This is a genomic window from Bordetella sp. (assembly GCF_057362025.1).
Genome location: NZ_JBMQQZ010000022.1, coordinates 1 through 18,895, shown reverse-complemented (window position 1 = coordinate 18,895; position 18,895 = coordinate 1). Strand labels below are relative to the sequence as shown.

Here is an 18,895-nt window from a genome sequence, read left to right as displayed (position 1 = left end):
CGGAAGTCGACAAACCTGACCGGGTGTTGCTGGCTACCGCATCGCCCTACAATAGTCCCTTCGCCCGGCTGCGTATCGGGCGCATTTCCATAACGGTGGCCGATGACTGTCCTTGCCGAACTCCAAGCCCTGCTGGGCGCCGATAACGTCCTGACCGGCGACGATACCGACTCCTACACCCTGGACTGGCGCGGCCGGTATCGGGGCCGGGCGCTGGCGGTCGTGCGCCCGGATTCGACCGAGTCGGTCGCCGCGGTGGTGCGGCTGTGCGCCCGCCATGGTGTCCCCCTGGTGCCGCAGGGCGGCAATACCGGCCTTTGCGGCGGCGCCACGCCGGCGGACGATGGCAAAGCGGTGATCTTGTCGCTGGCGCGCCTGAACCGCGTGCGGGCCATCGATACCGACAACGACACCATGACGGTGGAAGCGGGCTGCGTCCTGCAGGCCTTGCAGCAGGCGGCCGAGCAGGCGGGCCGCCTGTTCCCGCTGAGCCTGGCGGCCGAGGGCAGCTGCACCATCGGCGGCAATCTGGCAACCAATGCCGGCGGTACGCAGGTCCTGCGCTACGGCAACACGCGCGACCTTACCCTGGGGCTGGAAGTCGTGACCGCCGACGGCGAGATCTGGCACGGGCTGCGCGGGCTGCGCAAGGACAACACCGGCTACGACCTGCGCGACATGTACATCGGCAGCGAAGGCACCCTGGGCGTCATCACGGCCGCGACGCTGAAACTGTTCCCCCTTCCGGTGGCGCGCTGCACGGCGCTGCTGGCGGTGCCGGACGTCGAGTCCGGCGTCCAACTGCTGGGCCGCGCTCGCCAGGGGTTCGGCCCCGCGCTGACGGGTTTCGAATTGATGGCCGGCAACTGCCTGCAGGCGGTGGTGCGTCTTTTCCCGCAGCAACGCCTGCCGTTCGCCGGTGAATCGGCGCAATCGCCGTGGTTCGCGCTGCTGGAATTGTCGGATAGCGAAAGCGAAGCCCATGCGCGCGAGCGCTTCGAGACCGTGCTGGGCGAGGCGATCGAAGCAGGGCTGGCGACGGATGCCGCCATCGCCGAAAACATCACCCAAAGCCGCGCCCTCTGGCATTTGCGCGAAAGCATTCCGCTGGCCGAGGCCGAACTGGGCAAGTCGGTCAAGCATGACGTGTCTCTGCCGATCTCGCGTATCGCCGATTTCGTGCGCACGACCAACGCGCTGCTGCAGCGTGACTTTCCCGGCGTGGGCCATGTCATCTTCGGCCATCTGGGCGACGGCAACCTGCACTACAACGTCACGCGCGCGCCCGGCCAGGAAGAAGCCGCGCTGCTGGCGCAGCAGCCGCGGATCTACGGCGTGGTACACGACAGCGTCCACGCGCATGGCGGTTCCATCAGCGCGGAGCACGGTGTCGGCCAATTGAAGATAGACGAATTGCCCCGGTACAAAGATCCCGTCGAGCTCGCCTTGATGCGCCGTATCAAGAAGGCGCTGGATCCGGCCGGCATCATGAATCCGGGCAAAGTCGTCAGGCCCTGAGCCGCGCGGCAGAAAACACGCCATGACCGCCGCGCCCTTGTCCGCCGCGCATTACCGCGTCCTGATCGTCGAGGACGACGCCACGATCGCCGGCAATCTGTACAGTTTCCTGGAGACGCGCGGCTTCGTGCCGGACGCGGCGTACGATGGCCACGCAGCCTTGTCCCTGCTCAAGTCGCAGCACTTCGACGCGGTGATCCTGGATGTGGGCCTGCCGGGCATGGATGGCTATGGCGTGCTGCGCGCGCTGCGCAACGATCTTACGTTGTCGGTGCCCGTGCTGATGCTGACGGCGCGCGACGAACTCGAGGACAAGCTGGCCGGTTTTTCGCACGGCGCGGACGATTATCTGACCAAGCCCTTCGCGCTGGCGGAGGTCGAGGCCCGGCTGCACGCCCTGATCCAGCGGGCCAGCGGCGCGGTCGGTACGCCGATCCGGCGTTGCGGGCCATTGAGCTACGACAGCCGGCGTCGTGACGTGCAGGTCGACGGGCGGCCCGTGCACCTGACGCGCAAGTCCTGCATGATCCTGGACGCCCTGCTGCGCGACCCGGGCCGGGTCGTGCCGCGCACCGAACTGGAAAGCCTGCTGTGGGGTAGCGAGCCGCCGTCCTCCGACGCGCTGCGCAGCCAGGTGCATCTGCTGCGCAAGGCGCTGGCCGATGCCGGTTTCGATGGCATCGAAACCGTGCACGGTACGGGCTGGCGCCTGGTCGACGCTCCCGGCAAAGCGGCATGAAGAGCGGCAGCACCCTGACTCAGCGGGTGGTCTGGGCCTTGACCGGCACGGTATCCATTTTCGTGTCCGTGCTGGTCGTATTGGCCTACCTGACCTTCGACCAGATGGAAGACGAGCTGGTCAACGAGATCCTGACCAACGAGACGGACCGCCTCATCCAGCGCGTCGAAAGCGGCGAAGAGATCCTGCCCATGCGCGGCGCGCACGAACTGGGCGGCGCGATGCGTGCCTGGGTGCAGATGCCGGGCCAGCTGAACACCGCGATTCCCAAGGAAATCCAGGGCTTGAACGACGGCCTGCACCTGCTGGAACCGGGCACCGAAACCTGGCATGTCGTGGTGGCGGAAATGACCAAGGGGCGGCGGATGTATGTGTTGTACGACGCCACCGACAACGAAGACCGGGTATTCGATTTCGGCCTGATCCTGCTGGGCCTGGGCGTAGTCTGCATCGTCGCCGCCTACGGGGTCGCCCGGAAGGTGGCCTACCTGGCGGTGGGGCCGCTGCTGACGCTGACCGACCGCCTGGCGACCTGGGCGCCCGGCTCGCCGGACCTGGACGTCGAACGCAATGACGAAGCCGGGCGCCTGGTCGAAGCCTTCAATCGCGTGCAGAACCAGGTGGATCGCTCCCTCGCCCGCGAACGCGAATTTGCCGCCAATCTCAGCCACGAGGTACGTACGCCGCTCGCCGCCATCCGCAGCGACGGCGAGCTGATGCTGCTGGCTGCCGCCGTCCCGCCGGACCAGCAAACGCGCCTGAAGCGGATCGTCAAGAATGTCGACAGCGTGACGGCCGCGCTGGAAAGCGCGCGCGCCATGGCCCGCGACGAGCCCAGCACGCCGGAACCCGTCGATCTGGCCGAATGCCTGGCGGCGGCCTGGCAGGGGCTGGAAGCGAATGCCGAGCAGGGCGGCCTGGCGCTGGACGACCACATACCGGCCGGCACGGTGCGTCTGCTGGATCGCTATGCCTTGCTGACCGTCCTGCGCAACCTGATCCGCAACGCCATCGAGCATGCCGCGCCCGCCGTGTTGTCCGTGCGCGCCCTCGACGATGGCATCGAAATCCGCGACAACGGCAAAGGAATCAAGGAGGAAGACCTGCCTTTCGTCTTCGAACGCTATTACAGCGTGCGCCGGCGCGATACGCAGGGCCGGGGCGGGGACGAGGCCGAAGCCGCGCAGGCGCTGGAACGCGGCCTGGGGCTGGCCATCGCCAAGCGCGTCTGCGATATGCAGGGCTGGAGCCTGAGCGTTGAATCGTGGGTGCGCGTCCCGCATCACGGGACATGTTTCACGCTGCGTTTCACGGGCGCGGATGCCGTCGCCGGGCCGTCCGGCCTGCAGGCCGCCCGCGCGATTTGACAATTATTCGATATCTCCCTGGGTAGTGTGCCGGGATCTTTTCCTACGGCTCGCCCATGTACTCCAATGCCCCCGCGCCCGTCCGGCCCGCGATCCGTGGCGAAAGCTATCTGATCACCCATGTATTCGGCATCACGCTGCTGCTGGCCCTGCTGGCCTCGGCGATCAACTATTCCGGGCTGGATCTGGCCATATCGAGGATGTTCTTCGATCCGGCCAGCAACGCGTTCCCATGGCGCGCCTCGCGCGCGCTGGAGCTGCTGGGCCATCGGGTCGTGCTGGTCCTGCCCGTGGGGGTCGCGATCGCCGCGATGGCGGCGGCCATCGCCAGCCACTGGTTCGCGCCCTTGCGCCCGTGGCGCGGCGCATTGTGGGGAATCGCGCTGACCTGCGGACTGGGGCAGGTGATTATTTCGCAGTTGAAGCACTACACCGCGCTGCCGCGGCCCTACAACCTGAGCATGTTCGGCGGCTATGCGAACTATCCCGATCATTTCTGGGCCGCCAGCCGCCGCCAGGCCGGCGGAGCCCTGCCGAGCAATCATGCCGGCGCCGGCTACGCGATGCTGTCGCTGTACTTCGCCGGTTGGGCGATGCGCCGGCCCGCGTGGCGCTGGGGTGGGCTGGCGATCGGTATCGCGGCCGGGCTGGCGTTTGCCGCCGTCCGCGTTGCCCAGGGCGCCCACTTCACCAGCCAGACCGTATGGTCGGCCTGCGTGATGTGGGCGGTGGCCAGCGTGCTGTTCTATCCCCTGATCACGCGCCCGCGGGCGGGACTACCCATTGCCCAGCAGGATGCCCGGCAGCCATAGCGAAAACGCCGGCACATAGGTGACCAGGGCCAACGCCGCCAGCAGCGCGCCGTAGAAAGGCCAGATCGTTCGCATGACCGTGCCCACCGAAACCTCGCCGATGGCGCAGCCGACGAACTGCGTGGTGCCGACCGGCGGCGTATTCAATCCCAGCGCGCAGTTCAGCAGCATCACCATGCCGAATTGCACCGGTCCCATGCCGTACTGCATGCAGATCGGCAGGAAGATAGGCGTGCAGATCAGTATCGTGGCGGCCATGTCGAGGAACGTGCCCAGCAGGAACAGGACGACGTTGACCATCAGGAAGATGGCCCAGGGGTTGGTGGAAATCGACCCGAGCAGCTCGCCGGTCTTTTCCGCGACACCGTAGAAGCTGATCAGGTAGCCGAACGTCGCCGAAATACCGATCAGCAGCAGGACCACGCCCGTTGTCTTCACCGCCTTGGCCGCCGCGCGCACGAACTGGTCCCATGTCAGCGTGCGATAAACCAGGACGGTCAGCGCCAGGGCGTAGATCACGGCGACCGCGGCGGACTCGGTCGCAGTGAAGACACCGCTGAGGATGCCGGCGATGATCACCACCACCACGAACAATCCCGGCAAGGCGGCCAGCAGGGAGCGCACCACGATGCCCCACCCCGGAAAAGTGCCGGCGGCGTAGCCGCGGTGGCGCGCCACGAAGTAGGCCGCCGCCAGGTTGCATACGGTCAGGATCAGCGCGGGCAGCAGGCCCGCGGCGATCAGCGCGGCGATGGAGACCTTGCCGCCCGCGGCCAGCGTATAGATGATGATGTTGTGGCTGGTGGGCATCAGCGCGCCGACCAGCGCCGCGTGCGTGGTGACATTGACCGCATAGTCGGCTTGATAGCCCTCGCGCTTCATCATGGGGATCATCACCGAGCCCATGGCGGATACGTCCGCCACGGGGGATCCCGATACCCCGCCGAACAGCGTGCAGGCCACGACATTGGACATGCCCAGCCCGCCGCGCACGTGGCCGACCAGCGAGCGCGCGAAGTTGACGATGCGGTCGGCGATGCCGCCATACAGCATCAGTTCGCCGGTGAAGATGAAGAACGGGATCGCCAGGAAGGAAAACGCGTTCATCCCGGACGTCATCTGCTGGAAGGCGACCGCGATGGGCAAATCTTCGTACAGGATGGCCGCGATGGAAGCCAGGCCGATGGCGAAGGCCACCGGCACGCCGATCACCAGAAAGCCCATGAACGAAACGGAAAGCAGAGTCAGCGCCATGCCGGGATGACCTCCTGGTTGCGCAGCAGCGCCACGATGTGCTCCACCGAGAACAGGGCGATCAGGCCGCCTGACAGCGTTGCCGGCAGATACTTCCAGCCCTCCGAAATGCCGAGGTTGGGCATCATGTAGTCGGCCACGGATTCGGCCAGAATGGCGCAATTCCACGCCATCATGATGCCGAACAGGCAGACCAGCGCGTGGATGAAAATCTCCATGCGCCGCTTGGTGGTGGGGGGCAGGGCTTCCAGCAGGGACTCGAAACCGATGTGGCCGGCATCGCGCACGCCCACCGCCGCGCCCAGCATGGTCACGTACAGCACCAGCAGCATGGCGATGCTTTCCGCCCATGTGGGCGTGCGGTTCAATACATGGCGCCCGAAAATCTGGAAGCCCACCGCCGCGATCAGGCAGGTCAGCCCGGCCACGCCGACCCACATGCAGGAGCGGGCCAGCATCCTGCAGCAGCGCGTATAGCCGTCCAGCCACCGCGTCCCGCCGGCCCGGCCTGCCGCCGGCGCCGCTTGTTCCTGTGAACTCGCCAGCATGGCGTCCTCACTGCATCGCTTGGATGCGCTGTACCAGGTCTTTCATTTCGGGGGTGGTGACGAAGCGGTCGTACACCGGCTTCATGGCGTTCTGGAAGGAAGCCTTGTCCACCTCGATGATCTGCGCGCCGGCCTTCTCGACGATCGCCCGCGACTTCGCCTCGCGCTCGGCCCACAGCTTGCGCATATAAGGCACCGACTCCTGGGCCGCGTCGCGCAGGATCTTCTGATCCTGCGGCGACAGCTTGTCCCATTGGCGCTTGGAGAAGATCAGGATCTCCGGCGTCATGCTGTGCTCGGTCAGCGAGTAATACTTGGCGACCTCGTAGTGGTGCGCGCTTTCGTAGCTGGGGAAGTTGTTTTCGGCGGCATCCACCAGGCCCGTCTTCAGGGACGTGTAGACCTCGCCCATGGCCATGGGGGTGGCGTTGGCGCCCATGGCTTCGACCATGGCCACCGAAAGATCCGACTGTTGCACGCGGATCTTCAGCCCCTTGGCATCGGCCAGCGTCTTGATCGGCTTGTTGCGCGTGTACATGGAGCGCGAACCGCTGTCATACCACGCCAGTCCGACGAAGCCCGCGCCTTCGCATGCCTTGAGCAGCTGCGTGCCGATGTCGCTGTCCAGCACCTCGTGCAGATGGTCGGTGGAGCGGAACAGGAAGGGCAGGGAGGGAACGCGGGTATTCGGGCAGATGTTGTGCATGGCCGCGCTGCTGACGCGGGCCATGGTCAGCGCGCCCAGCTTCACCTGCTCGATGGAATCGTCTTCCGAGCCCAGCTTGGAGCCGGAGTAGACGCGGATGGTCATCTTGCCGTTGGAGCGCTCCTTGACCAGTTCGGCCATATGGCGCACGGCCAGCACGGTCGGGTAGTCGTCGGGGTGGATGTCCGCCGAGCGGAACTCCACCGCCTGCGCGGCGGGGGCCGCGGCCAGCAGCGTGGCCAGCGCCAGGGCGCCCCTGGCGAATGCCGCGCGCGCGGCGTGGGACATCGGGCGTGCCGCGCGGGGTGGTTGCGGCGTGATGTGCAGCGTCATTGTCTACCTCCTGTGTTGCCGTCGCCCGCGCTTGTGGCGCGGGGGCGGCGAGCCTTTGGGTTCGGGCTGCAATCTGGCGAGCCTGTATGCAGGCTTCTGTCGTTCGGAAAAAAGGGGTGTGGGCTACCTCGTGTCGAATGGCGTGCGCGATGACGGGTGTCGATCCCTGTAAACGGTCAGAAAGGCCCCGCCTTGACGAAGGCGCCCCCCTGGTAGCGCGCGGCCGGATCGTCCGGCGACAGGGGCGGCTGCGTTTCCACTTTGGCGCGAAATTGCTCCGACGTATCCTTGGGCTGGAAGCCGAGATGCGCCGCCCGCGAGTTGTCCCACCAGCTGTCGCGATTGGCCGAAGCGCCGTAGACGATGGTGTGACCGACGCGCGGGGTGAACAGGGATTGTGCGATCAGCTGGGTAAGATCGTCGTAGCTGAGCCAGGTCACCATCATGCGCCGGTCCTTGGCCTCGGGAAACGAAGAGCCGATCCGCAGGCAGACGGTCTCGATGCCGTAGCGGTCGAAATAAAAACGCGACAGGTTTTCGCCGAAGGCCTTGCTGATGCCGTAATAGCCGTCAGGCCGCACCGGTACATCGGCGTCGATGACCTGGCCTTGCCGGTAGAACCCGATCACGTGGTTGGAGCTGGCGAAGACCACGCGCTTGACGCCGTTCTTGCGCGCCGCTTCGTACAGGTGGTAGACCCCCTGGATATTCGCAGGCAGGATTTCGTCGAAGGGGCGCTCGACGGAAACACCCCCCATGTGCACGATGGCGTCGGCCCCGCGCACCATCCGCTCCACGGCGTCCGGGTCGGCCAGATCGCCGATGACGATTTCCTCGCCAGGCTGGGCGGCGCCCAGGTCCGCGATGTCGGACAGGCGCAGGATTCCGGCGTAGGGCTTGAGGCGTTCCCGAAGCACCTTGCCCAGGCCACCGGCCGCGCCGGTCAGAAGAAGGGTGGAAACGCGGGGCGTCTGGGACGCGGCGGGCGTAGCCGGAAGGCTCACGACGTTGTCTCCTGGTGCGGCGACACCGGTGTTTACACCGCGTCGCTTTGGATGTTCAATTGGGAAGCTTATAAGTCATCGTACAACGCGCGGCCAGTATAATGAGGGTCGCAAACGCCCGTCAAGCGGGGCGGGCGACCAGGAAAATCCACTATGACCACGTCCATGTCCGCCGACCTTCCCGCGCGCCGGCGCCCACGCAGCCTGGCGCAGGAACTGGTCGAAAGCCTGACCACGCGCATACGCGCCGGCGAAATCCTGCCGGGCGAAAAACTGCCGACTGAATCCGAGATCATGCGCACCTTCGGTGTCAGCCGTACGGTGGTCCGCGAGGCATTGTCGCGCCTGCAGGCGTCCGGCCTGGTGGAAACCCACCACGGCGTGGGAACGTATGCGCTCAAGCCCACTACGGGCGGGGATTTCCGCGTCGATCCGGCCGACATCGGCACGGTGCGCGACATACTCGTCATCCTGGAGCTGCGCATTTGCCTGGAAACCGAGGCGGCGGGCCTGGCGGCCATGCGCCGCTCGGACGAGCAACTGGCGCAGATGCGCGAAGCCCTGGACCAGTTCCGCGCCGCGCTGCAGCCCGGCGGCGACACCGTCACGCCGGACTTCCGTTTCCATCTCCTGATATCACAGGCCACGGGCAACAAGTACTTCGCGGATCTGCTCTCGCATCTGGGCGCGGCCATTATCCCCCGCACGCGGATCAACTCCGCCAGGCTGGGCGATGAAGAGCGCGAACCCTACCTGGAACGCGTCAACCGCGAACACGAAGATATCTACGAGGCCATCCGGCGGCAGGACCCCGAGGCCGCGCGGGCAGCCATGCGCACCCACCTGGGCAATAGCCGGGAACGCCTGCGCCGCGCGCAGGAGCGCTGACGGGTCATCCGACGTGTGATGACTTTGTCGCCACGTCGATACATGATGGCGCCCCATCGCGGGACGCCATCTCCGGTCAGTCCAGCGCCGGCAGGACGCGCGCCACCGCGGCGCCGAAGGACAGGCGCGGATAGCCTGCCTTGACGCATTCCGCGCTCAGGCTGACCTCGTCGCCGTCTTGCAGGAAGGTGCGCGTTTCGCCCCAGGGCAGCGTGATGGGCACCTTGCCGCCCTGGCTCAATTCCAGCAACGAGCCCGCCTGGTCGGGGTGCGGGCCGGATAGTGTCCCGGTACCCAGAAAATCGCCCGGCTGGAGGTTGCAGCCGTTGACCGTATGGTGGGCAACCAGCTGGCCGATGCTCCAGTAGGCATCGCGGAAATTGCTCTGCGCCAGGGCTGCCGCGGCCTTGCCCTGCTCGCGCGATTGCGCCGTGCTGAGTTCGGTCCGCAGGCGTACGTCGAAGGCGCCGGCCGCGCTGTTATGGGCGGACGCCAGATAGGGCAGCGGCTGGGGCTCGCCCGCGCCGCGCTCGAAGGGGACGCGAAACGGCGCCAGCGCTTCCAGGGTGACGATCCATGGCGAAATGGTGCTGGCGAAATTCTTCGAGAGGAAGGGACCGAGAGGCTGGTATTCCCAGGCCTGCAGGTCGCGCGCCGACCAGTCGTTCAATACGGTAAGGCCGAAGATATGGGCTTCGGCCTGGTCCATGGGAATGCGATGGCCCTGCGCGTTTCCGGTCCCGATGAAGACCCCGAGTTCGACTTCGTAGTCCAGCCGCGCGCATGGGCCGAAACCCGGCACGCCGCCCTCTTGCGCCGGCCGCGTCTGGCCCACGGGCCGATGGAAGTCCTGGCCCACGCCGATGCTGGAAGCGCGTCCGTGATAACCGATAGGCACCCATTTGTAATTGGGCAGCAGGGGGTTGTCCGGGCGGAACTGGCGGCCTACGGACGTCGCGTGGTGCAGCGAGATATAGAAATCCGTGTAGTCGCCGATGCGTGCCGGGACGGAAAACTCCGCGTCCTTCTGGGCGACGAGCAGGGGCTCGATGCGGTCGCGCAATGGGGAGCCGACCCGCAGCGCGCGCGACAGGGCCAGGCGCAATGCCGACCAGCAGGCCGTGTCCAGGGCCATCAGCGTATTCAGGCCGGTGTCCTCGCAGGCGGCCAGGGCGCGCGCCGCGTCGCCGGTGAATGGCCGCATCCGCGCCAGCGCCGCCAGGTCCAGGATGCGATCGCCGATGCCCGTGCCCGGGCGCCAGGCTTCCGCGGAGCCGGCGCGCCGGAATACGCAATAGGGCAGGTTCTGTACTGGAAATCCCAGCGTATCGTCGTTGGCGCTTTGCAGCCAGCTGCGCAGCGCGGGATCGTGCGTTTCGTTCAGATCGCTCATGGTTTCCGTATCCGATAGGGGCCGAGGTAGGGCGGCCGTTCGATTATGCGCGACGGCTTGCGCGCGCCGACAGGCCCTAAGGGCGCGCGGGGTCGAAATGCTTGCGCAGTCCGTCCCAGCAGCTGTCGTAGTCCGCCTGCAGTTCCGGCCATGCGAGGGCGGCCGCCGTCGGCCGTATGACCCGGCGCGTTTCGAACATGAAGGCCATCGTGTCGCGGATGTAGTGCGGCTTCGATGTATCGGCATTGGATGCCTTCTCGAAGGTTTCCGCGTCCGGGCCATGGCCGCTCATGCGGTTGTGCAGGCTGGCGCCGCCCGGCACGAAGCCTTGCGCCTTGGCATCGTAGACGCCCTGTATCAGGCCCATGAACTCGCTGGCGACGTTGCGGTGGAACCAGGGCGGACGGAAGGTATCCTCCATCGCCAGGATGCGCGGCGGGAAAATCGCGAAATCCATGTTGGCCGTCCCGGGCGTGTCCGAAGGAGATGTCAGCACCGTGAATATGGATGGGTCCGGATGGTCGAAGCTGATCGAGCCGATGGCGTTGAACCGGCGCAAATCGTACTTGTAGGGCGCGTAGTTGCCATGCCAGGCGACCACGTCCAGCGGTGAGTGATTTATCCGCGCCCGCCAGAAGTCGCCCTCGAACTTGGTGACGATCTCGAAGTCGCCCTCGATATCTTCGTAGCGCGCGACCGGTGTCTCGAAATCGCGGACGTTGGCCAGGCAGTTGGCGCCGATGGGGCCGCGCTCCGGCGGCCGCATCATCGCGCCGAAATTCTCCAGCAGATAGCCGCGTGCCGTTCCATCCGGCAGGTTGACGCGAAAGCGCATGCCGCGCGGAATGACGGCGACTTCCAGGGGCGCGAGGTCGATGCGGCCCAGTTCGGTATCCACCCGCAGCCGGCCTTGCTGCGGCACGATCAGCAGTTCGCCATCGGCGTCGTAGAAATAGCGGCCTTGCATATCCGCATTGGCCGCGTATACATGGATGCCCACGCCGCTGTCCTCGCCGGCGCCGCCGTTGCCGCCCATCGTCGCGATACCGTCGATGAAGTCGGTCGGTGCCTGCGGAAGCGGGCGCGCGCCCCAGCGCAGGCGGTCGGGCGAGACGGGCTGCGTACCGAAGCGGCTGGTCCAGCCGCCGCCCTGGCTGTACGCCTGGAAGCGGCCCAGCTGGGCCGCGGGCCGGATGCGGTAAAGCCAACTGCGGCGGTTTTCCGCGCCGGGGGCCGTGAACGCGGTGCCCGAAAACTGCTCGGCGTACAGGCCGTAGGGGCATCGGATGGGCGAATTGCGGCCCACCGGCAGGGCGCCGGGCAGCGCCTCGGTGGCGAATGCGTTGCCGAAGCCGGTCATATAGCGAGCGGGTTGGTCGTCCGCGGCATGGGGCTGCGAGCTCATGGGTTGTCTCCGTCTTGTGTGCGGGAGCGGTGGCGCCCGTACCGGCCCGCCGCAGCGTCGATTTTCCCCGAGGCAGGCATGCCGACGCTAGATGAATGGAAAAATATCGCCCATAGATTTCATGAATAGTGAAAGAATCGGCCTGCGGCCTGCGGCCTCGGCGGCAGCGGCTGTCTCAACGGACCGCTCCGGCCGGTATCCTTCAACCGGCCGGTATCCTTCAACCGTACGGCACTATCCCACCATGCCCGACCTGCGCGCCCTGGACCTGAACCTTCTTGTCGTCTTCCAGTACCTGATGGAAGAGCGCAATCTTTCGGCCGTCGCGCGGCGACTGGGCATTACGCAGCCGGCCGCCAGCAATGCCCTCCGGCGCATGCGCGCCACCTTCGGCGATGCCTTGTTCGTGCGCACGCCGCAGGGCATGCTGCCCACCCCCTATGCGCAGCATTTGGGCGGCGCGGTGGCAGAGGCATTGGGCATGCTGGCGCACGCGATGGAGGCGCCACCCGACTTCGATCCGCGAACCACTACCCGCCGGTTCCGCGTGGCGATGACCGACGTCGGCGAAATCCACTTCATGCCGGGCCTGATGGAGCGCTGCGCCCGCGAGGCGCCCGGGGTGCGCATCGAGTCGGTGCGGCTTCAAGGGCAGGACTTGCAGCGCGAGCTGGACGGCGGGCAGGTGGATATGGCGCTTGGCGCGTTCCAGGGGCTGAGCGGCGGCCTGTTGCAGCGGATGCTGTTCCGCCAGGGCTACGCGACGCTGTTTCGCCGCGGCCATCCGACGGCGCACGAAGGCATGGGCCTGAAGGCGTTCCGCGCCGAGCGCCATCTGGTGGTATCGCATGCCGCGCCCTATGGCCAAGTGAACCAGGCCCTGGAACGGGCCGGATTGACGCTGGCGTCCCACTTCAGCGTGCCGCATTTCGCGGCGGTGCCCTATATCGTCAGTGCGACCGATCTGCTGGCCACCGTGCCGCGCAAGCTGGCGGATGGCGCGGCCGCGCGCTTCGGACTGGGCATCCTGACACCGCCGCTGCGGGTGCCGGCCTTGCAAAGCAATCTCTACTGGCATCCCAGGTTCCAGAGGGATGGCGGCAACCAATGGCTGCGGGGCCTGGTCGCCGACGCCTTCGGGCAGCGCTGAGATTTCGCGTCATACGGGCGCCGTGCGCGGCTGTCCAGGCCGGGCGGCGTCCGCTACGCGCGCTGGCACCTGACGCAATAGTAGGTGGCGCGCTGTCCCTGCACGATGCGGCGTATCGCCGTGCCGCAGGTGCGGCACGGCTGGCCGGCGCGTTCGTAGACGGCCGCATGGATGTCGAAATAGCTGCCCGGTTCGCCACCCGCCCCCACGTAGTCCCGCAAGGTGCTGCCGCCGGATTCCAGCGCATCCTGCAGCGTCTGGCGGATGGCCAGCGCCAGACGCTCGCAACGTGCCGCGGATAGCCGGCGTCCCGGCGTGCCGGGGTGGATGCCGGCGCGGAACAGGCTTTCGGATGCGTAGATATTGCCTACGCCTACCACGGCCTCCCCCGCCAGCAGCAATTGCTTGACCGGCGCGGCCCGTCCGCGGAACTGCTGGTGCAGCCAGCTCCCGCCAAACCGATCGTCGAAAGGTTCTATGCCCAGCCGCGCCAGGAGCGGATGAAATTCAACGGGGCCGGCATCCGACGGATGCCAGAGCACCGCCCCGAAGCGGCGTGGATCGTGCAAGCGCAGCGTCGCGTGTTCGAAGACCCATTCAACGTGGTCGTGCCGCCTGGGGGCCTCGCCTTCGGGCACGCGGCGCAGCGAGCCCGACATGCCCAGGTGCACGATTTGCGTGCCATGGTCGAAGCGCAGCAGCAGGTACTTGCCGCGGCGTCCGCATTCCAGGACGGTACGGCCGGAAAGCGTGTCGGGAAGATCGGCGGGGACGGGCCAGCGCAGGCGGGATTCCCTGACGACCAGCTTGACGAGCGGCCGGCCTGTCATGACGGTCGCAATTCCCCGTCGGGTGGTCTCGACTTCAGGCAGTTCAGGCATCAGCCAGTGTAAGATGATCAGTTGCGTGTACAGATTGTGCCATTTCTCGGACGGGACGCGTGAAGTCGTCGCATATGCATATCAAATACGGGTTCGCCTCGCTGATGTTGGCGCTGGCCGGATTGCAGGCCGCGCCTGCGCAGGCCGCGGAAAGGCGCACCGCAGACACCATCGCGCCGCGCGTGGAGCGGGCGCCGCGTCCGGAAACCGACGTTATCCGTCTGCGCGAAGGTCAACTGCCTTACGTTCGCCTGACCTCCAGCATCCTGTACCGGATCCTCGCCTCCGAAATCGCCGCCCAGCGCGGGATGTACGGAACGGCCGCCAATACCATGCTGGGACTGGCGCGGGACGTCGCCGATCCCCGCCTGGCGCGCCGCGCGCTGGAGTTCTATCTGGCCGGCGGCAACCTGAAGGGCGCGCTGGATGCCGCCCGCGTCTGGTCCAGGCTGTCGCCGGGCGATCCGGAAGCCAGCACCACGGAGCTCGCCCTGGCCGCGGCCAACGGCCAGACGGCCGGCCTTGCGGACGCGCTGCGCAAGCGTATCGACGCCGCGCGCGACAAGACCGCCGCCATTGCCCAATCCCTGGCCGTGCTGGGCCGCATTAACGATCGCAAGACCGCGCTTTCCATCCTGGACCAGGCGCTCAGCCCGTCGGTGCGCAAGCTGCCGGCCGCGCATATGGCGCTGGCCGACGTGGCGCAGGCCGCCGGCGACCACGCCCGCGCGTTGCAGGAGGCGCGGGCCGCGCTGCAGGCCGATCCCAAATCCGAAGCGGCCGCGCAGCGCGTGCTGGAATACGGCATGAAGGTCGATCCCCAGCAGGCCACGGCCGATGCCCGCGCCTTCATCGCGCGGCATCCGGACGCGCGCCGCTTGCGCCTGATGCTGGCCGGCCAGTTGTCGGAGATCGGCGACTATGACGGCGCGCTGGCCGAACTGCAAGCCATGTCGCGCCGCTCGCCGGAAGACTTCGATCTGATGTTCATGCAGGCCCAGCTCGCCTACAAGGCGGGACGGCTGGACGTTTCCCGCCGTTTCCTGGAACAGTACCTGGACGTGCAGAACCAGCGCCAGCGCGCGCTCGTGCCCGGCAGCTCGGATGCCCCGGCCGCCGCCGCCGACGCGCGCATCCTGCTGGCGCGCATCGCGGAAGACCAGGGACGCTACGATGACGCCATCGCCGAGCTCGGCAAGATCGACGACCCGACGATGCGCTATCAGGCCCGCATGCGGCAAGCCACGTTGCGGGCCAAGCAAGGCAACATCGACGCCGCGCTGAAGATGATCGACCAGGCCCAGCCGCAGGACGAGGAAGAACGCGTGCTGGGTGTGCTGACCAAGGCGCAGATCCTGCGCGACGCCAATCGCACGGACCAGGCCGTGGCGCTGCTGTCGGGTGCCGACCGCGCCCTCCCGGACACGGTAGAGATCAAATACGAACTGGCGATGCTGTACGAGCGCCAGGACAAGATCGCCGACCTGGAGCGCCTGCTGCGGCAGGTGATCGCGCTGGACCCCGATCACGCGCATGCCTACAACGCGTTGGGCTATACGCTGGCCGACCACAATATGCGCCTGCCCGAAGCCCTGGCGCTGATCACCCAGGCGCTGGACCTGGCGCCGGACGATCCCTACATCATGGACAGCATGGGGTGGGTCAAGTACCGCATGGGCGATAACAACGCCGCGCTGACCTACCTGCAGCGCGCCTATTCGCGCCGTCCCGAGCCGGAAATCGGCACCCACCTGGGCGAAGTCCTGTGGGCTCAGGGGCGCAAGGAAGAGGCGCGGGCCATCTTCGCCGCCGCCGCGCGCAAGGATCCCAATAACAAGACGCTGCGCGACACGATCAAGCGCCTTGGGGTCACCTTGTGAGGCTGGCACGCTGGCGCGCCGTCCTGGCGGCGGCGGTGTGCCTGCTGCTGGCTGCCTGCGTGACGCCCGAGCGCATCGCCGGTAGCGGCGGCGCGGGGGAATTTTCCCGGGTCGGCCGCTTCGCCTTGACCGTCACGCAGGACGACGGCAAGCAGGACGCGTTGCAGGGCGGTTTTTCGTGGCTGGACGACGGCCGCCGCTATATCCTGGACCTGACCAATCCGCTGGGCGCCACGCAGGCGCGCGTGGAAGGGCGGCCCGGCATGGCGGTGCTGAATAAATCCGATGGCACGCGCCAGCAGGCCGGCGATCCGGACGAACTGGTGGCCGATGCGCTGGGCAGCCGTATCCCCGTGTCGGGCCTGCGCGACTGGCTGCGCGGCCGCCTGCCCGCCGAGCCGCCGGCCATCCATGTAGAGCGGGATCCCGCGCAGCGTCCCGTGTCCTTCGATCAAGGGGGCTGGCAGGCGCGCTTGTCCCGTTATGACGAGCAGGGGCCGCAGGTCCTCGTGCTGGAACGGCGCGAGCCGGACCGGCGCATTCTGCTGCGTCTCGTCGTCAATCCTTCCTGATCCGCGCCGGGCGCGCGCCCTCCCGCGGCGCGCCGGCCATCGATCCATACCGTACCGCCACGTCGATCGTCCGCACTGAACCGTGAACCTGTACGACGTTCCCGCCCCCGCCAAACTGAACCTGTTCCTGCACATCGTCGGCCGGCGCGGCGATGGCTATCATCTGCTGCAGTCGGTCTTCCGCTTTATCGGCCTGGCGGATAGCCTGCATTTCGAATCGCGCGCCGATGGCGACATCGTGCGGGTCGACCCGCTGCCCGGCGTCCCCGCGGATACCGACCTGACGGTGCGCGCCGCGCGCGCCTTGCAGGCGGCCACCGGTACACGGCAGGGCGTCTCGATCGGCCTGGAAAAGCGCATTCCCATGGGCGGCGGCCTGGGCGGCGGGTCCAGCGACGCGGCCAGCACCCTGATCGCGTTGAACAGGCTGTGGAACACCGGGCTGTCGCGCACGGCGCTGATGCGCCTGGCGCTGCCCCTGGGCGCCGATGTGCCGGTGTTCGTTTTCGGGCAGTCGGCCTTCGCCGAGGGCGTGGGCGAAATCCTGACCGCCGTCCCGCTGCCGGAGCGCGCATACCTGGTAGCCCAGCCGGACGCCAGCGTGCCCACACCGGCCGTTTACGGGGATCCCGATTTGACAAGGGATACTCCGTGTATCAAAATAGCGGACTTTCTCGCTTCGACTTATTTCAGCCGGGCAGGGCAAATGCAAAGCGGGCAGCCCCCGGGTCACCCGCCAGGCATCAGGCAGTTGCCTCTGTATGGCCGGAATGACATGGAGCCTGTCGTCTACAAGCGTTTTCCGGAAGTTTTCCGGGCCGCGCAATGGTTGGCAAGCCCAGGTCTTGAAGTCGCCGCGCGTATGTCGGGTTCCGGTGCGTGTTTGTTCGCCGAATTCCCCGATATGCAGGCGGCGATTTTGGCGGAGCAGGAAATAGCCGCTACAATGCGCGTCGCCGGTAAAATGGCGGATACGTCGCAGGCAGTGCAAGAGCCGCCCGTGCGGTTCCGGTTGGTGCAGGCGAGTCCTGGGTTGATCGAGCATCCGTTGCGGCACTGGATTGCAAGCTAGTGGGGAGTCGCCAAGTTGGTTAAGGCACCGGATTTTGATTCCGGCATGCGAAGGTTCGAATCCTTCCTCCCCAGCCCAACATATCTATAGAAAAAGCTGTTGAACACGCCCGCCTCGCCGGCCCAGGTTCAGCAGCTTTTTTGTTTCGCGTTCCGAAACGACACACAGTGTCTGCATCATGACAAAAGACAGTTTCATGATTTTCACCGGCACCGCCAATACGCGGCTGGCCGTCGATGTGGCCAACCACTTGGACATGTCGCTGGGCAAGATGACAGTCGGCCGGTTTTCCGACGGCGAAGTCATGGTGGAAATCAACGAAAACGTCCGCGGCAAGGATGTCTTCGTGCTGCAGCCCACCTGCGCGCCGACCAATGACAACCTGATGGAAATCATGGTTATGGTCGATGCGTTGCGCCGCGCGTCGGCCGGCCGCATCACCGCCGCCATTCCTTATTTCGGGTACGCGCGCCAGGACCGCCGTCCGCGCTCGGCCCGGGTGGCCATTTCGGCCAAGGTCGTGGCCAATATGCTGCAGGTGGCCGGCGTCGATCGCGTCCTGACCATGGACCTGCATGCGGACCAGATCCAGGGCTTCTTCGATATCCCGGTGGACAACATCTATGCCGGTCCGATCCTGCTGGGCGATATCTGGCGGCGCAATTTCTCCAACCTGGTCGTCGTGTCCCCGGACATCGGCGGCGTGGTGCGGGCCCGCGCCCTGGCCAAGCAGCTGGAAGCGGACCTGGCGATCATCGACAAGCGGCGCCCGCGCGCCAACGTGTCGGAAGTCATGAACATCATCGGCGAAGTCGACGGCCGTACCTGCATCATCATGGATGACATGGTCGATACCGCCGGCACGCTGTGCAAGGCCGCCCAGGCGCTGAAGGAACGCGGCGCCGGCGCCGTCTATGCCTACTGTACCCATCCCGTGCTGTCGGGCGGCGCGGTCGACCGCATCCAGGCTTCGGACCTGGACGAGCTGGTCGTGACGGATACCATCCCGCTGTCCGAACAGGCGCGCTCGGTAAGCAAGATCCGCCAGTTGTCGTGCGCCGGCCTGCTCGGCGAAACCATATTGCGTATTTCGAACGCGGAATCGGTCAGCTCGCTGTTCGCGGACTGAACGCGTTTGCCATCTTTCTGCTTCCCCGCTGGTCGCGGCGGGAAAGCAAAGCCACGGTCCGCATGGTGCGGCCGTGTTTTTTCCGGGATGCCCAGGTGTCCCATGTTTGGAGTTATCCATGAAATTCAACGCCACTGCGCGTAGCGTCCAGGGTTCGAGTGCGAGCCGCCGCCTGCGCCGCGCGGGCCGGGTTCCCGCCATCGTTTACGGTGCGGGCAGCCAGCCCCTGAACATCGAGCTCGAT

At 66.7% G+C, this 18,895-nt stretch carries 16 protein-coding genes, 1 tRNA gene and 2 pseudogenes; 12 read left to right on the top strand and 7 right to left on the bottom strand.

Going from position 1 to position 18,895, the window contains the following annotated elements; all coding sequences use genetic code 11:
• Positions 1-102 precede the first annotated feature (102 nt).
• Genes ACO1P8_RS06565 through ACO1P8_RS06550 form a run of 4 tightly spaced genes read left to right on the top strand, consistent with a single transcriptional unit; the run spans position 103 to position 4,436 of the window.
• A complete protein-coding gene (locus ACO1P8_RS06565; protein ID WP_486295102.1) occupies positions 103-1,518 on the top strand; it encodes an FAD-binding oxidoreductase in 1,416 nt (471 codons plus the stop codon).
• 22 nt (positions 1,519-1,540) lie between these two features.
• Entirely contained in the window at positions 1,541-2,257 is a 717-nt protein-coding gene (locus ACO1P8_RS06560; protein ID WP_486295101.1) for a response regulator transcription factor, read from the top strand.
• A complete protein-coding gene (locus tag ACO1P8_RS06555; RefSeq protein ID WP_486295100.1) occupies positions 2,254-3,624 on the top strand; it encodes a sensor histidine kinase in 1,371 nt (456 codons plus the stop codon). The genes ACO1P8_RS06560 and ACO1P8_RS06555 overlap by 4 nt, the downstream gene beginning before the upstream one ends.
• A gap of 56 nt (positions 3,625-3,680) precedes the next feature.
• Positions 3,681-4,436: a phosphatase PAP2 family protein gene (locus tag ACO1P8_RS06550; protein WP_486295099.1), complete on the top strand. Its 756-nt coding sequence runs from the start codon at positions 3,681-3,683 to the stop codon at positions 4,434-4,436.
• On the opposite strand, the gene ACO1P8_RS06545 is transcribed toward ACO1P8_RS06550, so the two are convergent.
• The 4 genes from ACO1P8_RS06545 to ACO1P8_RS06530 all read right to left on the bottom strand — a co-directional run bounded on the left by ACO1P8_RS06545 (position 4,401) and on the right by ACO1P8_RS06530 (position 8,281).
• Positions 4,401-5,690: a TRAP transporter large permease gene (locus tag ACO1P8_RS06545; RefSeq protein WP_486295098.1), complete on the bottom strand. Its 1,290-nt coding sequence runs from the start codon at positions 5,688-5,690 to the stop codon at positions 4,401-4,403. The two genes, ACO1P8_RS06550 and ACO1P8_RS06545, sit on opposite strands and share 36 nt — an antisense overlap.
• A complete protein-coding gene (locus ACO1P8_RS06540; RefSeq protein ID WP_486295097.1) occupies positions 5,681-6,238 on the bottom strand; it encodes a TRAP transporter small permease in 558 nt (185 codons plus the stop codon). Before ACO1P8_RS06540 ends, ACO1P8_RS06545 begins: the two co-directional genes overlap by 10 nt.
• 7 nt (positions 6,239-6,245) lie before the next feature.
• Positions 6,246-7,232: a TRAP transporter substrate-binding protein gene (locus tag ACO1P8_RS06535; RefSeq protein WP_486295114.1), complete on the bottom strand. Its 987-nt coding sequence runs from the start codon at positions 7,230-7,232 to the stop codon at positions 6,246-6,248.
• Positions 7,233-7,453: 221 nt separating this feature from the next.
• Entirely contained in the window at positions 7,454-8,281 is an 828-nt protein-coding gene (locus tag ACO1P8_RS06530) for an NAD-dependent epimerase/dehydratase family protein (RefSeq protein WP_486295096.1), read from the bottom strand.
• A gap of 153 nt (positions 8,282-8,434) precedes the next feature.
• Here ACO1P8_RS06530 and ACO1P8_RS06525 point away from each other — a divergent pair, with 153 nt between their 5' ends.
• Complete coding sequence (locus tag ACO1P8_RS06525; protein WP_486295095.1) at positions 8,435-9,169, top strand: FadR/GntR family transcriptional regulator; 735 nt, start codon at positions 8,435-8,437, stop codon at positions 9,167-9,169.
• 76 nt (positions 9,170-9,245) lie between these two features.
• Here the strand turns inward: ACO1P8_RS06525 and fahA are convergent, their stop codons facing one another.
• Positions 9,246-10,562 carry a fumarylacetoacetase gene (gene fahA / locus ACO1P8_RS06520; protein ID WP_486295094.1) on the bottom strand — a complete coding sequence of 439 codons (1,317 nt, stop codon included), beginning with the start codon at positions 10,560-10,562 and terminating at the stop codon, positions 9,246-9,248.
• A gap of 76 nt (positions 10,563-10,638) precedes the next feature.
• Positions 10,639-11,967, bottom strand: a complete 1,329-nt coding sequence (hmgA, locus tag ACO1P8_RS06515) for a homogentisate 1,2-dioxygenase (protein ID WP_486295093.1) — start codon at positions 11,965-11,967, stop codon at positions 10,639-10,641.
• Between the two features lie 244 nt (positions 11,968-12,211).
• Between hmgA and ACO1P8_RS06510 the strand changes: the two genes are divergently transcribed.
• Positions 12,212-13,117: a LysR family transcriptional regulator gene (locus tag ACO1P8_RS06510; RefSeq protein ID WP_486295092.1), complete on the top strand. Its 906-nt coding sequence runs from the start codon at positions 12,212-12,214 to the stop codon at positions 13,115-13,117.
• 53 nt (positions 13,118-13,170) lie between these two features.
• Here ACO1P8_RS06510 and mutM read toward each other — a convergent pair whose 3' ends face one another.
• Positions 13,171-13,998 carry a bifunctional DNA-formamidopyrimidine glycosylase/DNA-(apurinic or apyrimidinic site) lyase gene (mutM, locus tag ACO1P8_RS06505; RefSeq protein WP_486295091.1) on the bottom strand — a complete coding sequence of 276 codons (828 nt, stop codon included), beginning with the start codon at positions 13,996-13,998 and terminating at the stop codon, positions 13,171-13,173.
• Between mutM and ACO1P8_RS06500 the strand changes: the two are divergent.
• The 6 genes and pseudogenes from ACO1P8_RS06500 to ACO1P8_RS06475 form a co-directional block, all read left to right on the top strand.
• Positions 13,997-15,878, top strand: a pseudogene (locus ACO1P8_RS06500) (tetratricopeptide repeat protein). The gene mutM and the pseudogene ACO1P8_RS06500 sit on opposite strands and share 2 nt — an antisense overlap.
• 2 nt (positions 15,879-15,880) lie before the next feature.
• Positions 15,881-16,450: a lipoprotein insertase outer membrane protein LolB gene (gene lolB / locus ACO1P8_RS06495; protein ID WP_486295113.1), complete on the top strand. Its 570-nt coding sequence runs from the start codon at positions 15,881-15,883 to the stop codon at positions 16,448-16,450.
• A gap of 82 nt (positions 16,451-16,532) precedes the next feature.
• Positions 16,533-17,522 (top strand): 4-(cytidine 5'-diphospho)-2-C-methyl-D-erythritol kinase, encoded by a 990-nt coding sequence (ispE, locus tag ACO1P8_RS06490; RefSeq protein ID WP_486295090.1) that lies wholly within the window; start codon positions 16,533-16,535, stop codon positions 17,520-17,522.
• A tRNA-Gln gene (locus tag ACO1P8_RS06485) sits at positions 17,523-17,596 on the top strand.
• Between the two features lie 104 nt (positions 17,597-17,700).
• Positions 17,701-18,651, top strand: coding sequence for a ribose-phosphate pyrophosphokinase (locus tag ACO1P8_RS06480; RefSeq protein ID WP_176463847.1), 951 nt, complete (start codon positions 17,701-17,703; stop codon positions 18,649-18,651).
• Positions 18,652-18,769: 118 nt separating this feature from the next.
• A pseudogene (locus ACO1P8_RS06475) lies at positions 18,770-18,895 on the top strand (50S ribosomal protein L25/general stress protein Ctc); the annotation flags it as partial.

Coding starts and splice junctions, on each gene's coding strand:
- ACO1P8_RS06565 (WP_486295102.1), top strand. CDS start 103: ATGACTGTCCTTGCCGAACTCCAAGCCCTGCTGGGCGCCGATAACGTC.
- ACO1P8_RS06560 (WP_486295101.1), top strand. CDS start 1,541: ATGACCGCCGCGCCCTTGTCCGCCGCGCATTACCGCGTCCTGATCGTC.
- ACO1P8_RS06555 (WP_486295100.1), top strand. CDS start 2,254: ATGAAGAGCGGCAGCACCCTGACTCAGCGGGTGGTCTGGGCCTTGACC.
- ACO1P8_RS06550 (WP_486295099.1), top strand. CDS start 3,681: ATGTACTCCAATGCCCCCGCGCCCGTCCGGCCCGCGATCCGTGGCGAA.
- ACO1P8_RS06545 (WP_486295098.1), bottom strand. CDS start 5,690: ATGGCGCTGACTCTGCTTTCCGTTTCGTTCATGGGCTTTCTGGTGATC.
- ACO1P8_RS06540 (WP_486295097.1), bottom strand. CDS start 6,238: ATGCTGGCGAGTTCACAGGAACAAGCGGCGCCGGCGGCAGGCCGGGCC.
- ACO1P8_RS06535 (WP_486295114.1), bottom strand. CDS start 7,232: ATGTCCCACGCCGCGCGCGCGGCATTCGCCAGGGGCGCCCTGGCGCTG.
- ACO1P8_RS06525 (WP_486295095.1), top strand. CDS start 8,435: ATGACCACGTCCATGTCCGCCGACCTTCCCGCGCGCCGGCGCCCACGC.
- fahA (WP_486295094.1), bottom strand. CDS start 10,562: ATGAGCGATCTGAACGAAACGCACGATCCCGCGCTGCGCAGCTGGCTG.
- hmgA (WP_486295093.1), bottom strand. CDS start 11,967: ATGAGCTCGCAGCCCCATGCCGCGGACGACCAACCCGCTCGCTATATG.
- ACO1P8_RS06510 (WP_486295092.1), top strand. CDS start 12,212: ATGCCCGACCTGCGCGCCCTGGACCTGAACCTTCTTGTCGTCTTCCAG.
- mutM (WP_486295091.1), bottom strand. CDS start 13,998: ATGCCTGAACTGCCTGAAGTCGAGACCACCCGACGGGGAATTGCGACC.
- ACO1P8_RS06480 (WP_176463847.1), top strand. CDS start 17,701: ATGACAAAAGACAGTTTCATGATTTTCACCGGCACCGCCAATACGCGG.